This is a genomic window from Paenibacillus sp. FSL H7-0442 (assembly GCF_038593105.1).
Taxonomy (GTDB): Bacteria; Bacillota; Bacilli; order Paenibacillales; family Paenibacillaceae; genus Paenibacillus; species Paenibacillus polymyxa_D.
In genome coordinates this window covers 999,736-1,014,729 of sequence record NZ_CP151963.1, presented here as the reverse complement: position 1 = coordinate 1,014,729, position 14,994 = coordinate 999,736, and the positions used below count along the sequence as shown (strand labels likewise).

Here is a 14,994-nt window from a genome sequence, read left to right as displayed (position 1 = left end):
ACCGTCTCCTCCTTTTAGCTAAATACCAGCATCTGCTTCCATGTACTCAAGTTCTCATTATCACAGGTCAGCAGTGTCAGCAATACACCTGCACATCCATCGAGCAGCCCTACTTTATCGAGAGATAACGGATCATCAACGCTTCCCTCAAGGTCTGTAAAGGGTACTGCCTCTTGAGTATTCCGGTATGATAACATACGATGCAAAAAATCATTCTTGAACGGTATGGCTGCCGTACGGCTGAAATGGTGCTGAATCAGGAGCAAGCCTGCATAGCCGTGACAGATCGTCGGTGAAATTACCTTTCTTAGCGAATCTGGTCTGGAGTAGACGGTATTGAACAATTGCAGAGCCTGCTGCTGCAGCGCTTTGTCCTCCAGGGCCAATCCCAGCCGGAACATAGCCACAGAAGCTCCCGGTGTGCCGTAACACCATGCATCTCTGTGATAACCTGGATTCCGACTAGTCTCTGCGGATTCATCCGGTGTGAACATATTAGGTATGACAAGGGTGCCGTTCCACTCTCTGATATTTCCGAGTAGAAAAGTCTTGGCAACTTCCAGTACTTCTCTCAATCCTGTTAACGGGTAGCGGCGGAGATGTGCAACAGCCAGCAAATTAATGGCTCCTGTAATTCCGTGCGCCATGCCAAGATTATAGTAAATGGTCTGTTCGGGAAGTTCCCCGAAATGTCTCAGCTTGCCTACAGCATCCGTAATCAGTTGAAGGATCTTAAGGAGCACCGCATCCAGCTTCCCAGCGTATCTGTCTTGGCGTTCCTTAACCTCCATTAATGCAGCTGCAATCCCCGTCCATCCTGAAATCAAATCCAAGTCGCTATCCTCAATCAAGGAGTCTTCCAATTTCCCCCTTGTCTCCTCATAGAATTCCCCATAGCTGCTAAGAAACATATCCAGCGTCTGTGAGAGCACATTCGTATATCTTGTTGAACCTCTTGAACACTCGTTGAACAGATAAATAACACCTGCCAATCCGGTATACAGTGACAATGAATGGAACGGTATATTGCCGATTAAGCGCACAATCTCCTGATTGTACTTGAAAGCAAGCGCATCCCACCCTTCCCCCGGGTAGACTTCATCTAGTTTATCCAGAAGAAGGCTGATCCCGGGATATCCTGAAGCCAATGATATCAGCTCCATTTCAGGGTAATCATGCATGGCGTGCTTCTTGATTAGCAGGGTTACAGTATCTATATCTTTGTAAATTTCTGCGCTTTGCCTGACTATTTCAGATAAATTTCCCGGGACTTGTTTGACCGCCATAAGCTCCTCCTCAATAAGCAACATGGTATTTGCTTACCTGTAAATAATCTTCCAAACTGTAGTAGCACAGGTGTAGGGCAAGCTCTTCCTTTTCCCGGTCCAGGCCGAACACTCTGTTGCAGAACATGTGCATGATGCTGAACATAATATCATCGTAATAATTGGTTCTGTCGTCAGCTTCCCGGATAGCCGTGAAATATGCAGCGTATTGCCGCAACCTGTCGCCTGTATCGCTTGCTGGCAAGGATATGGAACGGGTCTGTTGAATTCTTTGGAATAGCGCTTCTTTGTGTTCCCGATACTCCTGTCTGAATTTCTTTGGATCAATAATCGCAGCCATAGCCTTCAATTGATCTTCTGCCAGCGGATACGCGCAGTTCACAACCTCAAAAAGTCCGGTACAGCAAAATAACATCTGATCGGTTGCATTAATTGACCTCTTGCCTGCATAATAGCCTGAAACTAGATAAGAATCGATAGCAAATAACCTCTCCGCTTGTTCAATGAAGGCTGCGCCGCCATACCGCAAAATTTCAGGCCGGTAAGGAACAACCGAATAGGAACTAACCAATCCGGACGAGGTTACAGTATTCAGGAAATCAAAAACATAGTTCAAGGCCGTGAAACGCTGATGCTCTACGCTTCCCGACATTTTGCACCTTAGCCTGATATGCGGCTCCTTATCTGCATACTGGACAAAAAAAACCTGGTCAATGAAGTACTCGGCGCTATTGTCCATGAATGTCTTAAACGCACTGCCCAGCAAATCGGTTAGCATTTCCTGATTGTAATATACCTGCAGGGATATCCAATCCGAACCTGGATAATAAACGGCATTCACCGAAGAACTCAGCACTTTATTTAAGCTTTTATCGGTAGCCTGTGCAGACAATCTGTCTATCGGCAAGTACTGAAACATCGGGCTTTTGCAAAAAAATACGCACTCCTCCATATATCGGTTAGCGGAAGCGAACAATTCTTTCTCCGTTTCCATAATAACGGCCGCCTTGCCTTCCGGATTCCGGGTATATTCTTTGTGCAAAAGCTTTCGATGATGATGGCGATCCAAATCCAGCAACAGCTTATTGTCCAGCTCCACCAAATATACATATCGCGGAATGTTATACTTTATGATCCAATCCTCCAGAAAGGACAGAAACTGTTCTTCGCTCTGGAGCTGTTTATCCGCATATAATGTCCATTTTTTGGGGCAGATGATGATATTTTTATAGGTTACTCTCGGTGTAAAAGAAGAATCATAGAGATACTCCTCCAGATGGGACCATCCGGTCTGATACTGCAGATTAATATCATTCAGAAACCGGATCAGATAAGGCGCCAGCTCTGTATTGTACATGCTGCTGAGTTTGGGAAATACCAGTTCGCCTGTTTCCCTGTGCTTCAGATAAAAGTATCCCGAATCCTCCACCCCTACCAGCAGCTGGGAAACATCTAATTTCCGATTCTCGGGAAACGTGGCCATATCCATAGATTGGTCTGGTGTCGGGCCTGCCGTCATAATATTAGTTATTTTGGGACTGAATGGGTAAAATGAGATTTCAGCGGCGCTCTCCCCTGCTTTCTGATCCTTCGGGTTCCTGACAAAATTGAAGATTTCATCACGGCTATCCTTGTCAAACATGTAGGCAAATCTTCCGAAGCTCTGACACGCTTCCAATGATCCGGCTCTGTTGTTTAAATAAAACGTAACTTCACCTTGCTCATTCTCCATGCAGGAATAATACAAATCGAACGAGACATGGACATTCTCCAGACTCAATTCAGACAGCTGTTGGATTTTGACCTCGTCAAGCACGATATCCGAATGATTGACAAGCGCTTCGGTCTGCCACTCCGCAATTAGCGCCTTAAGCTGTCGGAACCTGCCTTCATCCTTGTGCCTGTACTTATCTCCGTTCTGGTAGTGGCTCTTGTACTCTTCAGGTTTGCCGAGCCCCAAGGTTTTACTGAACAACTGCAATAAGGGCACTTCTTCATATACTCCGTACTTCTCAGTAAATTGCTGACGATAGTCGGAAAGTGTATCCTCTTTCCTGTACGTAGAAAGCATGCTCAATATTGAAGCTATTTGGGCCAACGATTGCCTATCGCTGTCCGACAATAGAATTTCATTTACCTGATTCAGTCTTACGTCTATTTTGACCAAGTCGCCCTGATAATCGGGAAGGATAAGCTGGACTAGTTTTCGGACAGCCTCAATGCCTTCGCGTTTGACCGCAGCAACTGTAATGTCCTGAATGGCTTGTCCAACTCTCTCCAAAATATCTGAGTAATATGCTGCCTTGGGAGTAGCAAGCAGCTTTAGTGTACGTATCAGATGCGCCAGAGGAGCGCTATCCCGAGGATTGGGAATCATCTCACTTACCAAAAAGCCTTGTTCTATCAATTGCTGCAAAAAATCTGTGCTGATCGTGTCATCCACGCCGAAGGCGTCTTTTATAGCTTGCATAAGCTGCAGAAAAGTCTGCTGCTCTTTATCAAGGATCTTCATGATGAAATCTATGACCGGGGTTTTGAGAATAGATATATTTTCAGTGCTTCGTTCCTCCTGATCTGCTGCAAACAGAGTCTGATAAGAGATGACGAGCCTGTGATGGTCAATGTAAGAGGTGTTATTTACACTCAGTCTCAATTCATTGCGGACATCCGTATCCCCATGGAAAAGCCCTATTAAGCGGTAAATTAGGCTATAATCCGGAGTTGCCCAGACGACATGTTCCCCGGCGCCTCCCGTTTTTCCAAATCGGGAAATGCCTACTCCCGCGAACAGTCCAAACGGTGTTGGTCTACAAATTGCCCGCGAAATGAACTTGCTTAGACTTAGGATAAGATTCCGCTTTTTTTTGGACTTCAATGTTCTGCCTTGTTCCAGGCTTTGCAGTGCAGCGTAGGTCGAGGGGCTGGAGACATAAATGGAATCTATCAACCCCTGCTGCTGAACGAACCGTACAAGTCTGTCAAGGTATTCATCATCATCTAGTTGTTCATGATCAAATATCTGCGTATAATACTCCATGCCAAGCAACGTTTTCCGGTACATGTAATTTTCCGAGATTTCAAAGTTCTCCAACATGCAATCAACCTCTCATCTGTCTTAAAGCACGAATTGAACCGGCAAGGCTTACTTCATAATAATTCCGCTGAACATCAATCAGTCTCGCGCCTTGACGGAGCAGACACTCCATTTCTGTGCGTCCGGCATTCATCCCCTGCGCGATAAGCTCTCCGCTAAGGGAGGCAACAACTCCGCTGAATAAGGCGCTGGCAATACTCGTACCGATACCCACTGTGTATGCTTTGTCAAATCCCAGCACTTCATATAAGTAATCCTCTGTGTCGAAGCTCGATTTGGCAACCATTACCCAATCATTGTTGTAATTGATTTCATACTCATCACCACTCGGCGCAAAAAATTGATCGTTGAGCGTATTGCTGAACCCGGAGATATCCCCGTTCTTATTAGTTGATCCAATTGGGTATACTCCCTTTAAATTCGCAGGTACTCTGTACTCCTGCGTAATATCGCGTCCATCGTTTCCTGCGGAACAGACTACCCATATGCCTTGCGCATTGGCGCAGTCAACCAAAGCCTGAAACCTATTGAACTCGAATAAGTCGACCTCATATTCTGTACGATAGCTGACGTTGATAATTGGATATCCTTTAGCAATACCCTCTTCCAGCGCTCTATACAACCATTCAAGCTTGCTTATTCCTTTTTTGTCCGTAATTTTGTAGACAACAACCCGAGCGAAAGGGCATATCCCCTTCAATATATATTTGCCGGTAACAGAGCTAACCATTTGTGTACCATGCCCGACGTAATCGCTTAGACAAGGCTCATAAGGTACAAATGACTTGCATTCTGCCTCAACTAGATTACCTTGGATCTCTGAGTGGGATTTATCGACGCCTGTATCAATAAACAGGATAGTAAGCGGCTGACCAACAGTTGCACCACAACTAAAATGATCGGTCAGCCGGGCTACATGCCAATTGTATATATTAGGTTTTATCATGCAATCTCCATAATGTAAGTAGGGGTAGCCTATTTCACTACCCCTGACTTACGAATCGCTTATGAATTATTTACAATTGGAACAAGAACCGGTACAGATACAGGTAAGAGTTTTACATACTGCTTTGGATACCTTAATGGTTGTTTTGATGATTGAAGCTTGTGGGCTAAGCTCACTGGCCTCATAGCTCTTTCTTAAATCAAGGTCAAACATTTGATCTACTTTCATTTTCCTCTTCCTCTCTGAATTAGATTATAATAAACATGATTTCAGTGGTACCCCTAAATCACATTTATTGTGAGTGACCGTATGTCATATCTTGCTGTCGATGAATAAAGAATATATCTAATTCTCCCGTTTTTTATACTTTATTCCTGAAAGGTATTCCAAACCTCCTAAATTGCAGTCATTTTGCTGCCCATGCGGCATGGCATAAAAAAATACCGACACAGAGCGAAACGATTGACGCTTAGAGCATGGCGTATGCTTGCAAGAATCCGATATGTTCTTATACAGGTGTCTCGTATAAATCGGCTGAAGAAGAGATGCTTAGCATGAAGCGCTCGTCCTATGGCTACGATGTGCTGGCTCTTGTGGACGAACTGCGATTCAAACAGGACATGACTGTAAAGGAACTGACTGACGCACTACAGGCATCCCAACAAGTACCCAAAATCTGTTGAGCGATATCAAGCTCTTTTTGCTGCATCTCGATGACCATATTCGTACGATACTGGCCGAAACGACGGAACAAAACGGTGACGTTCTCTTGTCTATGGGTGGAGTCCAGCCGGAAAAAGGCAATGAAAAATTGTACGTCTTGCGCGAAGTCTTTAGTGGAAACGTACTAGCCGCCAAAAATATGAAAAGTGAGGCAGCGAGCGATCGTTTGCTGTTCAGTCCATTTAACCTCTATAGGTGCGTTCGGAAGAGTTGTGGCCTGATGGTGTGCGAGTGGTCACAATCGATACGTGGACAACCGATCAACCCACTTGCGTAGCCGCTGCATATTTTTGATAAATAGCTTGAATTGGGTATAATCGCTGCACGAATATTAGAGAAGCCAAAAAATGTCAGCGTACATTATACTATTTTCCACAACCATTTAAGCAGTCAACTAATAAGTTGACCCGTTTGAGGCAGCTCTTGCTGAAATGGATAATAGGCTCGGTGTTTCCTTCTCTGATTATTTGGGTTTTTCAAGAGGATCCTGAAGAGACAAATAAGATCGAAGAACGGAGCATGAACCGTGAGACTTTTAAAATTCTCACGAATATAAGCTATAATCGACAATTAATAAGCCACAACCTTATGGATTGTGGCTTATTAATTGTCAGGAGTGAAATTAACCTATGAATTATGAAAAGGATGTATTCAATGTCTATGTTCCTCCATTGAAAAAGAATCTACTATATCGCTCCCATCATCCTTTATTCTTTCAAAGATAATATTTCAAGGTCGAGCTATAATAGGCTAGTGAAGAAGTAGGCGCTCCAGGAGTCATCTTGTTATACTTGTGTATTCTTGATTGCCATATCGCCAATTCACTTTTGTTACTTCACTTAATGAGGCTGGATCATACTACATATAAATGAGTCGAATCACTTTGGTCCCAATCCACATCTTCTTATCCGAATATCCCCATGCTCAGATATCGCTCTCCGGTATCCGGGGCAATGCAAAGTACCCGTTTGCCTGCTCCCAAACGCCGAGCCTCCTGAATCGCCGTCCATATCGTAGCTCCGCTAGAGGGGCCCACCAGAATCCCTTCCTGGGCAGCAATCGCCCGTGTCGTAGCAATCGCATCCTCATCCGAAACCTGCACGATTTCGTCATACACTTCCGTATTCAGCACGGTGGGAACAAAGCCTGGACTGGTGCCAACCAGCTTATGTGGACCGGGTTTTCCCCCAGATAGTACTGGCGAGCCCTTCGGCTCAACTACAACAATCCACAGATCTGGCAAATGCTGACGCAGCACTTCACCCGTTCCCGTAATGGTACCGCCCGTTCCCGAAGAAGCGACGAACACATCCAGCTTCCCTTCCGTCTGTTCCAAAATTTCAAGTGCTGTGGTCGTACGGTGAATATCGGGGTTTGCCTCATTTTCAAATTGATGCGGGATAAAGCTCCCATCAATTTCAGCCCCCAGTTCAAGTGCCTTGCGAATTGCTCCTGGCATCCGTTCTTCTGCTGGTGTCAGTACGACCTCAGCCCCGTAGGCTTTTAAAATGTTGACCCGTTCCTTCGTCATATTCGAGGGCATCACCAAAATCGCACGGTAACCCCGGGCTGCCGCATTCATCGCAAGGCCAATTCCCGTGTTGCCACTCGTCGGCTCAATAATGGTGCCTCCCGGCTTTAGATGTCCTGCCTTTTCCGCTTCGGCAATCAGGTTGCCCGCCGCCCGGTCTTTAACACTGCCGCTTGGATTAAAATACTCCAGCTTCACATACACTTCCGCATCCTGCGGCCCTGTGAGCCGTTGGAGCCTTACACAAGGTGTATCTCCTATTAAATCTGTAATACTATATACCACTTTAGGTGCCATCGTTGTATCCTCCTTGGATCGTTCCTTACAACGTTATTTACGATCTTCATATCATACTACCAAAATAACACACTTGGCTCCTTCCTACCTGTCGCTTTTGTAAATTACATAAAACTTATCAACTTAGTATGTAAAATTCTTGCAAAATGGGTCGCCAGATATCGCCTGTAGTGATATACTCGCATTACTATTTTTTCAGGAGGATACAAGACACTTATGAGTACTCAAGAAAATATGACAGCAAACCGCTTCCCTCCCTCCTTGCTATGGTTGACCCTTGGTGCCTTCGCCATTGGCATGACCGAATTCGTCATTATGGGACTACTGCCCAATGTAGCCCATGATCTTCATGTTACAATTCCGCAAGCCGGGCAGTTAATTACCAGTTACGCACTTGGTGTGGCTATTGGTGCACCTGTGCTTACCGTATTAACTCATAAGGTACCGCAGAAAAAGCTGCTATGCCTACTAATGACCATATTCATTTTAGGTAATCTTTTTTCCGTCATTGCTCCCAATTACGAACTTCTGATTGCTGCCCGTATGGCTACTGCATTATCGCACGGAACCTTTTTGGGAGCCGGTTCCCTGATCGCTGCCCGATTGGTTCGTCCTGACAAACGCGCGGGTGCTATTTCTATGGTGCTGACCGGTTTGACCGTGGCGAACATTATAGGCGTACCCTTTGGTACCTTTATCGGACAACAACTCGGCTGGCGTGCTTCCTTTGGAGCCATTGTGGTCATCGGCTTGATTTCTCTGTTTGGTATCATTCGTTATATTCCGGTGATTCATCAGGACAAGCCTTCCAGTCTCAAACAAGAAGTCCGAAGCCTGTTTAATCCAAAAGTGCTGCTGATGTTGCTCACAGGTGCAGTCGGTTGTGGCAGTCTGTTCACTGTCTTTACGTACATTACGCCTTTGCTTACGGATATTAGTGGCTTTGCCGAGCATAGCATTACCTGGATTCTCGTCCTGTTTGGCCTAGGGGTAACGATCGGCAACATCGTTGGCGGCAAGCTTGCGGATTGGAAACTGCTGCCATCCCTGATCGCAAACTATGCTGTACTGGCTATTATTTTGGCCATTCTGACGTTTACGCTTCAAAACAAGGTACTGGCGGTTATTACAGTCTTTATCTGGGGCATTGCTGCGTTCGGCATCATGCCGGGTATTCAGGTTCGCATCATGAATCTGGCCTATGAGGCTCCTTTGCTTGCCTCTACCTCCAGCCATTCCGCATTGAATCTGGGTAACGCAGGCGGCGCTTTTATCGGGGGAGCTGTTATTAATCAAATGGGGCTAGCCGCTATTCCATGGGTTGCATCGCTAATTACTGTCGGCGGTCTGCTACTCATGGTAGTTAGCTACATTGTGGATCGCAAGACAGCTCATACTGAAGCGATAGCAGAGATACAATCATAGAATCGTTTAGTAAATTGGACGTAAACGATTGGTTCATTTTTCATAGATTGAGAGATATTGTCCACTCTCTTCCTCCAAATTCCTCATAGTATAACATTGTAATACCAATTTATGAGGAAAGAAGTGTGTATGATGAGCCTTTTTTTTACAAACAACACGAGTAACACCATCTATGCTGCCTATGCTTATCCTGATTCCGACTGTCATCCCATGAATTATTCTAAAATGGGCTGGTATCGGCTAGAGCCTGGTGATACGAGAGAAGTATGGAGCGGGTCTGTAGGGGGAACCACATTCTATTATTATGCTGAGAATCACTCCAATAGGTGGCGTGGTACGTACCGCACACGGCTTCCGAGAAGTACTGACCATGATTTTCATTGGTGTTGGAACGATAGCAGTGGATCATCCAGACGAGTGGGGATGCGCCGACTTGCCATTGATTCATCTGTAGACAATTACACTGTTGAGTTCAGCAGAACCAATCAAAGCTTACTGTCAACAAAGAAAACTCGTAGAGCATTACCTTCCAAATCGGAGGACTCCGGCATTAACAGAATTCCGAGAAGACCGGTTCGCTTTAAAAAAGGAACCCCGGTTCCAGTAAAGTCCAAACGATAAGTCAATGATGAACCGTAACCCGCAAGATGGAATTTTTGAAAAAAAGTGACCCCCTTGCGGGTTATTTTTATTTCACTCTGGATACCCAAACGCGAGTTGCAACCACAGTATTATGCCTCGCTGCTCAGCTTAACCAATGATCAAAAAAGTCTCGGTATCCCTGCTTCATCACCTGACTTGAAAACTGTTCCATGGCGTATGCCTGATTTTCTGTAGAAACCCGACGGGGTGAGGCGGCAGCCATATTGACCAGCTCAAACCAGTTTTTCTCATTCCCTGAAAAAGAATGCGTAGAGCTGATATGTCCATAGCAAGGATGCTCTGGCTTAACCACGATTTTACCCATAGCGAGCGCTTCGGTCAGCGGCATGGCGAACGTATCAAATTTGGAGCAGCTCCAGTACACCTTCGCCGTGTTCATCAGCGCAAACACCTCATCTTGCGTCAACGCAAATTGAAGTTTAACATTGTCCGGGATATCATATTTCTTCATACTTTCCTTGTAGCGTTCACCGCCAAATACCATATAGACATCCTTGTCAGGATTATGCCTCGCATACTCCAGTACCAAATCCGGACGTCGGTTCTCCTCATCTCTACCAATCCACATCACCCGGTTCTCTACCACTTGCGAGGGATCAAAATGCTTTTCCACCAGCCGCTCATTAAATCCGATCGGGATGACTGTCACATCGGTTACGCCAAACTTCGAAGCCATCTCCTGCTTGAGAAAGGCAGTCTGTACGATAGCCTTGTCCACGATCTGATAAAAAGGCTTCATCATTTCATAGCCTGTCAGTGCCGGATCAGGAAAACTATGCGGAAAAAGCACGCTGTTTTTAAAAAACATGTTCAAATAGGTAAAGCCAGATACCGTATAAATAACGTGCTCAATCTGCTGCTCATGGAGTTGGTCCAGTACGACGTCATAATTGACCAGGTCGCCTTTTTCGTGTTCATAACCCGGAAGCCAGTCATGACTGCTCACATGGCGCTCCGGTGATACAAATACGATGTCCACCCCCAATTCCAACCCGATCTGCTTCAGACGCTCTGCAAAAATACGTGGACCCTGTGCTTCAGCAAATTGTATTTTTCTCATGACCAAACCAACTTTTTTCATGGATATATTCCCTACCTTCTTTGGCTAACTAAATACGGTCTATGTCTTAAGCTACTATCTACATCGCTGGGCTTGTCCCCAATTCATCATCGCAGCACACTGGTTCAAACAGGCTAACGTTTCGTCCAACTGGGACTCTAATTGCTCTTTTGACCATTTGTCGCCGTTTCTATGCAGGTGCGTTCCAATCCTTTGCAAATCACTTGTGATTAACAACAGCATCCAGAGCGAAAATACCACAGCAAACATGCCATATTCCAGCATAAAAGCCGTTCGATCCACTCTTATCCCCAACAGCTCCAGCTGCTCCACGTAGGTGTCCAGTATACGAATACGCAATTCGGACGTCATGCGTCGGGGAAACAACGGATGGGACATGTCGATCAGGTGATATACATCCCACAGCGGTGTGTTCAGATGAGTATGCTCCCAATCCAGCACCATAAGCCGTTCCCCGCTCAGCGCATAGTTCCCCGGATGAAGATCACCATGAGACAGTACAAGCTGCTGTGAAAAAGATACATGCTCCAGCTGTACATACATACGCTGCATCTGTTGCTTAGATAATCCTAGTGAGCTGCAAAGCTGTAACACATCCGGCTTGCGCGTGTATAGCTCGGACACCATCTCCTGAATGAGTGGCTTTGGTCCCCGCAGCGGTATCCCAGCAAAACGATCCGTCGGCAAAGCATGCCACCATGCAACAAGTCTAACAGCTCGCAATAAAGTTTCGTCTGCGTGTAGATGATGTAACGGACCAAGATCCTCAAAAACCATCCATTCTTCTCCGCCATCCACACCTGCATCAGACCAGGCTAGCAATCGGGGATAGATCGGTGATAACGCAGGAAGCACATGCTCATACACCCATCTCTCCCGCCCCTTCTGATCATCGTTGGTTAGCGGTTTAAATATATAACTTTCAGAGGATGACACGTAAAAACGTTCCACATGCCGGCCATTCGTACCTGTATATAAAACCTCACGATTCCGCACCAGCGTATCATTTAAGGTACCGTCAACATTCACATATTTATGAAAAGGATTCATAGCCACCCAACTTTTTTGTATAAAATGTAATAGCACGATCATATCACAGTCCTCGTTCCGAACGAAGCCCAGATCATTTTGGGGTAACTCGCTGCACCCAAAAAGGGGCTTGCCCAAGCAGATCATACGACCTGTTGGGCAGCCCCTTATCACATCCGTACTCCTATCCTTACTCTCTTCTATACCAATTAATATTGAGTATTGCCGGATTCACTCGTATTACTGGATTTAAAACCTTTGAACAATTGTTTTACATTATGATAACGAGTATTCGTAATTTTAGCTTTGCTGTTAGGACCGTCCGATCTCAGGATCGAGTCCTTTACATTGGAAATATCCGAGTTATCCAAAGTCATATTCACTCTGAATGTAGAGCCCCCAAGTTGGCGAACCAGCTTACCGATATCATCGGCTCTAAAGTTTTTAATGTTAATCGTACCTTCGGCATTAATTTGGAATACTTTATCATATGCGTGGAACGCTCCACCACCCGTAATGTTTACCGTGCCTGGTTCTTTAAGCGTCAAGGCATCTTCACCGACATCCTCCCACGTTACGTTGGAGATTGTGCCGTTGCCATATACATGCACCCCATCCGCAGCAGGGGCAGCGATGATCACATTTTTCAGTGTTGCATTATTTTCAAGCTTGAAAATAGGCTTTTGGGCCTCTTTCTGGCTTCCATCTCCCAAGGTATCGGGATCAGCCACTACAGTCTTGCCTTTACCATCGTAAACTTCTCCAGCTTTAACAAGTATGGTCTTATGAACGACTTCTGGAGCTGCATGTGCAGAATAATTGCCGACAAATAAGGCGACCAACATTCCTGATAAAGCGATACTGATTCCCTTTTTCAATACGTTAGCTGTGTTTGTTTTCATGTCAATTCATCCCTCTCGTAGATATTTTTCATTGTTCCAACTCTTCGTTGACTAGAACGTGTAGACCGTATCACCACCTTCGCACAATGAACCCAATGACCGATACACGTCTATAAAGCATCATTCAACTATTTGCATATGTATACTTGGTTTTTGGTTCAAAGTAATTTTGTCTCATAAATTATATAAAGCACAAATTGTAAATAGAGCGATTACATTTACAATTTGTATAATTCTATTATAATCACACTTCCAGTAATTTCAATATATTTCTCGGCAAAATATGTCCTTTTTTTCAATTTAGTACATAAAATTGCCTCTTTTATACTTGTACAAGTTTGTATTTCTTCAATTTACACATTAAACAATACTTGAATACCTTGTTTCGTTTGCCTGCTGTTTATCACTTAATTGGTATTCAGAATCCCTTTTATCGTATACCTCATTGCTGATGTGATCTATACTATTGAATGACACGGTTGATGAACGTATAATGTATTTAGTGCTTTGAAGCGTTACATCTCAACATTACTGGTGAGAAAAGAGTGGTTATCGTGCAAAACAATAGTGAGATTCCATTAAAAGAACAAAATATTGTGCTCATCGGCTTTATGGGTGTAGGTAAAACAACGATCGGTTCCCATCTAGCGCGCAAGCTGTATCGCGATTTCGTGGACATTGACCAGGAGATTGAACAAGAGTACAACATGCCAACAACAGAGATTTTCAAGACTTATGGAGAGAAGCGTTTCCGTGAGATTGAAAAAGAGCATATTTTGAAGCTGTGCAGCAACACACGCCTTAAAATCATTTCCGTTGGCGGTGGTGCATTTTTACAGGAAGAGGTGAAGCAAGCTTGTTTGGCTTCATCGATTGTTTTCTTCTTGGATTTAAATTGGGATTCCTGGAAAGATCGGCTCAAGATGCTGATTGACACCCGTCCTAATCTACAAAACAAGACTTTAGGGGAAATTGAGGATTTATTCCGTTCCAGACAGGACATCTACGCGGTGAATCACTCCAAGATCGATACAGATCAGTTGGATGCGGAAGAAGTCGCAGACTATATTATTCAAACGCTGAATCTAGGTTGGGAGTTATATGAACCTACTCGGGGATTGAATTAAGAGTTACACCAAAAAGGAGGGCTCCAGCATGCTTATCGCATGGGGGCCCTCCTTTTTGGTTCACTGCGGATATATTACTGACTGGCGAGCATGCCATCCGTCTTTTAAGAATGGCTATGCAGCACCGTCAATATCTCTCTCAGTTCAGTGACAGGAATCTGCCCCGGTGCGGAAGCTTTCTTAGCGGCACCAAAGGTCAAAGCCGAACCAAACAGTTCTCCGGTCAGGCGGCTCACGACACCTTTCCCCGCCATCGACATCGTAATAATCGGCCGATCTGCATGCTCTTCTGCCATAGTACGCGTGGCATCCAGCAAAGTGAGCACATCGGCTGTATTGGTCGGCATCACTGCTATCTTAGGCAGATCGCCTCCCAATTCCTGCGCCTTGCATAATCGGGAAACAATCTCCTCCTTCGACGGCGTCTTATGAAAGTCATGATTAGATATAATCACATACACGTTATGCTTATGTGCTGCTTCTACCAGCGTCTTCACATCAGCCTCCTCATTAAAAAGCTCTACATCAATAAGTTCGACTTGCCCCGTTGCGGCTATTGTACGATTCAATTCCACATAACTCGCCGCACTGATTTCCTTTTCTCCGCCTTCCCGAGCGCTACGGAACGTAAATACGAGTGGAATATTGGCTAAAATAGACCGAATTTCATGTAAGGCAGCCTTTACCTTTTCCAGATCCTCCACATGTTCGAAAAAATCGACTCTCCACTCCACGATATCCAGGTCGAGCGTACGTAAATAAGTAGCTTCTTCCTTCAACTGCTCCAACGTTTCTCCCACCATGGGCACACAAATTTTTGGCGCTCCTTCACCAATCAGGACATCTTTCACCTTTACGATTTTAGCCATCTCTTTCTCACTCCCAAATTA

General features: G+C 45.0%; 14 protein-coding genes. 5 read left to right on the top strand and 9 right to left on the bottom strand.

Features of this window, described 5'->3' with window-relative positions; genetic code table 11:
* Positions 1-14: 14 nt before the first annotated feature.
* From MHH57_RS04550 to MHH57_RS04535, 4 genes are all read right to left on the bottom strand, one after another.
* Positions 15-1,286 carry a lanthionine synthetase C family protein gene (locus MHH57_RS04550; RefSeq protein ID WP_107735013.1) on the bottom strand — a complete coding sequence of 424 codons (1,272 nt, stop codon included), beginning with the start codon at positions 1,284-1,286 and terminating at the stop codon, positions 15-17.
* A 10-nt stretch (positions 1,287-1,296) separates the two neighbouring features.
* A complete protein-coding gene (locus tag MHH57_RS04545; protein WP_069012912.1) occupies positions 1,297-4,380 on the bottom strand; it encodes a lantibiotic dehydratase in 3,084 nt (1,027 codons plus the stop codon).
* A 4-nt stretch (positions 4,381-4,384) separates the two neighbouring features.
* Positions 4,385-5,326, bottom strand: a complete 942-nt coding sequence (locus tag MHH57_RS04540) for a S8 family serine peptidase (RefSeq protein WP_209018268.1) — start codon at positions 5,324-5,326, stop codon at positions 4,385-4,387.
* A gap of 66 nt (positions 5,327-5,392) precedes the next feature.
* Complete coding sequence (locus MHH57_RS04535) at positions 5,393-5,539, bottom strand: FDLD family class I lanthipeptide (RefSeq protein ID WP_226888859.1); 147 nt, start codon at positions 5,537-5,539, stop codon at positions 5,393-5,395.
* 341 nt (positions 5,540-5,880) lie between these two features.
* On the opposite strand from MHH57_RS04535, the gene MHH57_RS04530 reads away from it, so the two are divergent.
* Positions 5,881-6,009 (top strand): hypothetical protein, encoded by a 129-nt coding sequence (locus MHH57_RS04530; protein ID WP_256026159.1) that lies wholly within the window; start codon positions 5,881-5,883, stop codon positions 6,007-6,009.
* A complete protein-coding gene (locus MHH57_RS04525) occupies positions 6,006-6,326 on the top strand; it encodes a hypothetical protein (RefSeq protein ID WP_029517607.1) in 321 nt (106 codons plus the stop codon). The genes MHH57_RS04530 and MHH57_RS04525 overlap by 4 nt, the downstream gene beginning before the upstream one ends.
* Positions 6,327-6,953: 627 nt before the next feature.
* On the opposite strand, the gene cysK is transcribed toward MHH57_RS04525, so the two are convergent.
* Positions 6,954-7,877, bottom strand: a complete 924-nt coding sequence (cysK, locus tag MHH57_RS04520; RefSeq protein ID WP_342434868.1) for a cysteine synthase A — start codon at positions 7,875-7,877, stop codon at positions 6,954-6,956.
* A gap of 216 nt (positions 7,878-8,093) precedes the next feature.
* On the opposite strand from cysK, the gene MHH57_RS04515 reads away from it, so the two are divergent.
* The gene (locus tag MHH57_RS04515) at positions 8,094-9,302 is read left to right on the top strand and encodes an MFS transporter (protein ID WP_209949990.1); all 1,209 of its coding nucleotides are present in this window, start codon (positions 8,094-8,096) and stop codon (positions 9,300-9,302) included.
* Between the two features lie 129 nt (positions 9,303-9,431).
* A complete protein-coding gene (locus tag MHH57_RS04510; RefSeq protein WP_165149987.1) occupies positions 9,432-9,923 on the top strand; it encodes a DUF1036 domain-containing protein in 492 nt (163 codons plus the stop codon).
* 124 nt (positions 9,924-10,047) lie between these two features.
* Here the strand turns inward: MHH57_RS04510 and MHH57_RS04505 are convergent, their stop codons facing one another.
* The 3 genes from MHH57_RS04505 to MHH57_RS04495 form a co-directional block, all read right to left on the bottom strand.
* Positions 10,048-11,046 carry a glycosyltransferase gene (locus tag MHH57_RS04505; protein WP_025721310.1) on the bottom strand — a complete coding sequence of 333 codons (999 nt, stop codon included), beginning with the start codon at positions 11,044-11,046 and terminating at the stop codon, positions 10,048-10,050.
* A 54-nt stretch (positions 11,047-11,100) separates the two neighbouring features.
* Entirely contained in the window at positions 11,101-12,138 is a 1,038-nt protein-coding gene (locus MHH57_RS04500) for an aminoglycoside phosphotransferase family protein (RefSeq protein WP_209950020.1), read from the bottom strand.
* 146 nt (positions 12,139-12,284) lie between these two features.
* On the bottom strand, positions 12,285-12,977 hold the full coding sequence (locus MHH57_RS04495; protein WP_029517613.1) for a pectate lyase: 693 nt from the start codon (positions 12,975-12,977) through the stop codon (positions 12,285-12,287).
* Between the two features lie 554 nt (positions 12,978-13,531).
* On the opposite strand from MHH57_RS04495, the gene MHH57_RS04490 reads away from it, so the two are divergent.
* Positions 13,532-14,104, top strand: a complete 573-nt coding sequence (locus tag MHH57_RS04490; RefSeq protein ID WP_029517614.1) for a shikimate kinase — start codon at positions 13,532-13,534, stop codon at positions 14,102-14,104.
* Positions 14,105-14,208: 104 nt separating this feature from the next.
* Here the strand turns inward: MHH57_RS04490 and aroD are convergent, their stop codons facing one another.
* Positions 14,209-14,973: a type I 3-dehydroquinate dehydratase gene (gene aroD, locus MHH57_RS04485; RefSeq protein WP_069012909.1), complete on the bottom strand. Its 765-nt coding sequence runs from the start codon at positions 14,971-14,973 to the stop codon at positions 14,209-14,211.
* Positions 14,974-14,994: the final 21 nt, after the last annotated feature.

What these genes read in the sequence shown, in the direction of transcription:
- MHH57_RS04550 (WP_107735013.1), bottom strand. Translation starts at nt 1,286, where the DNA reads ATGGCGGTCAAACAAGTCCCGGGAAATTTATCTGAAATAGTCAGGCAA.
- MHH57_RS04545 (WP_069012912.1), bottom strand. Translation starts at nt 4,380, where the DNA reads ATGTTGGAGAACTTTGAAATCTCGGAAAATTACATGTACCGGAAAACG.
- MHH57_RS04540 (WP_209018268.1), bottom strand. Translation starts at nt 5,326, where the DNA reads ATGATAAAACCTAATATATACAATTGGCATGTAGCCCGGCTGACCGAT.
- MHH57_RS04535 (WP_226888859.1), bottom strand. Translation starts at nt 5,539, where the DNA reads ATGTTTGACCTTGATTTAAGAAAGAGCTATGAGGCCAGTGAGCTTAGC.
- MHH57_RS04530 (WP_256026159.1), top strand. Translation starts at nt 5,881, where the DNA reads ATGAAGCGCTCGTCCTATGGCTACGATGTGCTGGCTCTTGTGGACGAA.
- cysK (WP_342434868.1), bottom strand. Translation starts at nt 7,877, where the DNA reads ATGGCACCTAAAGTGGTATATAGTATTACAGATTTAATAGGAGATACA.
- MHH57_RS04515 (WP_209949990.1), top strand. Translation starts at nt 8,094, where the DNA reads ATGAGTACTCAAGAAAATATGACAGCAAACCGCTTCCCTCCCTCCTTG.
- MHH57_RS04510 (WP_165149987.1), top strand. Translation starts at nt 9,432, where the DNA reads ATGATGAGCCTTTTTTTTACAAACAACACGAGTAACACCATCTATGCT.
- MHH57_RS04505 (WP_025721310.1), bottom strand. Translation starts at nt 11,046, where the DNA reads ATGAAAAAAGTTGGTTTGGTCATGAGAAAAATACAATTTGCTGAAGCA.
- MHH57_RS04500 (WP_209950020.1), bottom strand. Translation starts at nt 12,138, where the DNA reads ATGATCGTGCTATTACATTTTATACAAAAAAGTTGGGTGGCTATGAAT.
- MHH57_RS04495 (WP_029517613.1), bottom strand. Translation starts at nt 12,977, where the DNA reads ATGAAAACAAACACAGCTAACGTATTGAAAAAGGGAATCAGTATCGCT.
- aroD (WP_069012909.1), bottom strand. Translation starts at nt 14,973, where the DNA reads ATGGCTAAAATCGTAAAGGTGAAAGATGTCCTGATTGGTGAAGGAGCG.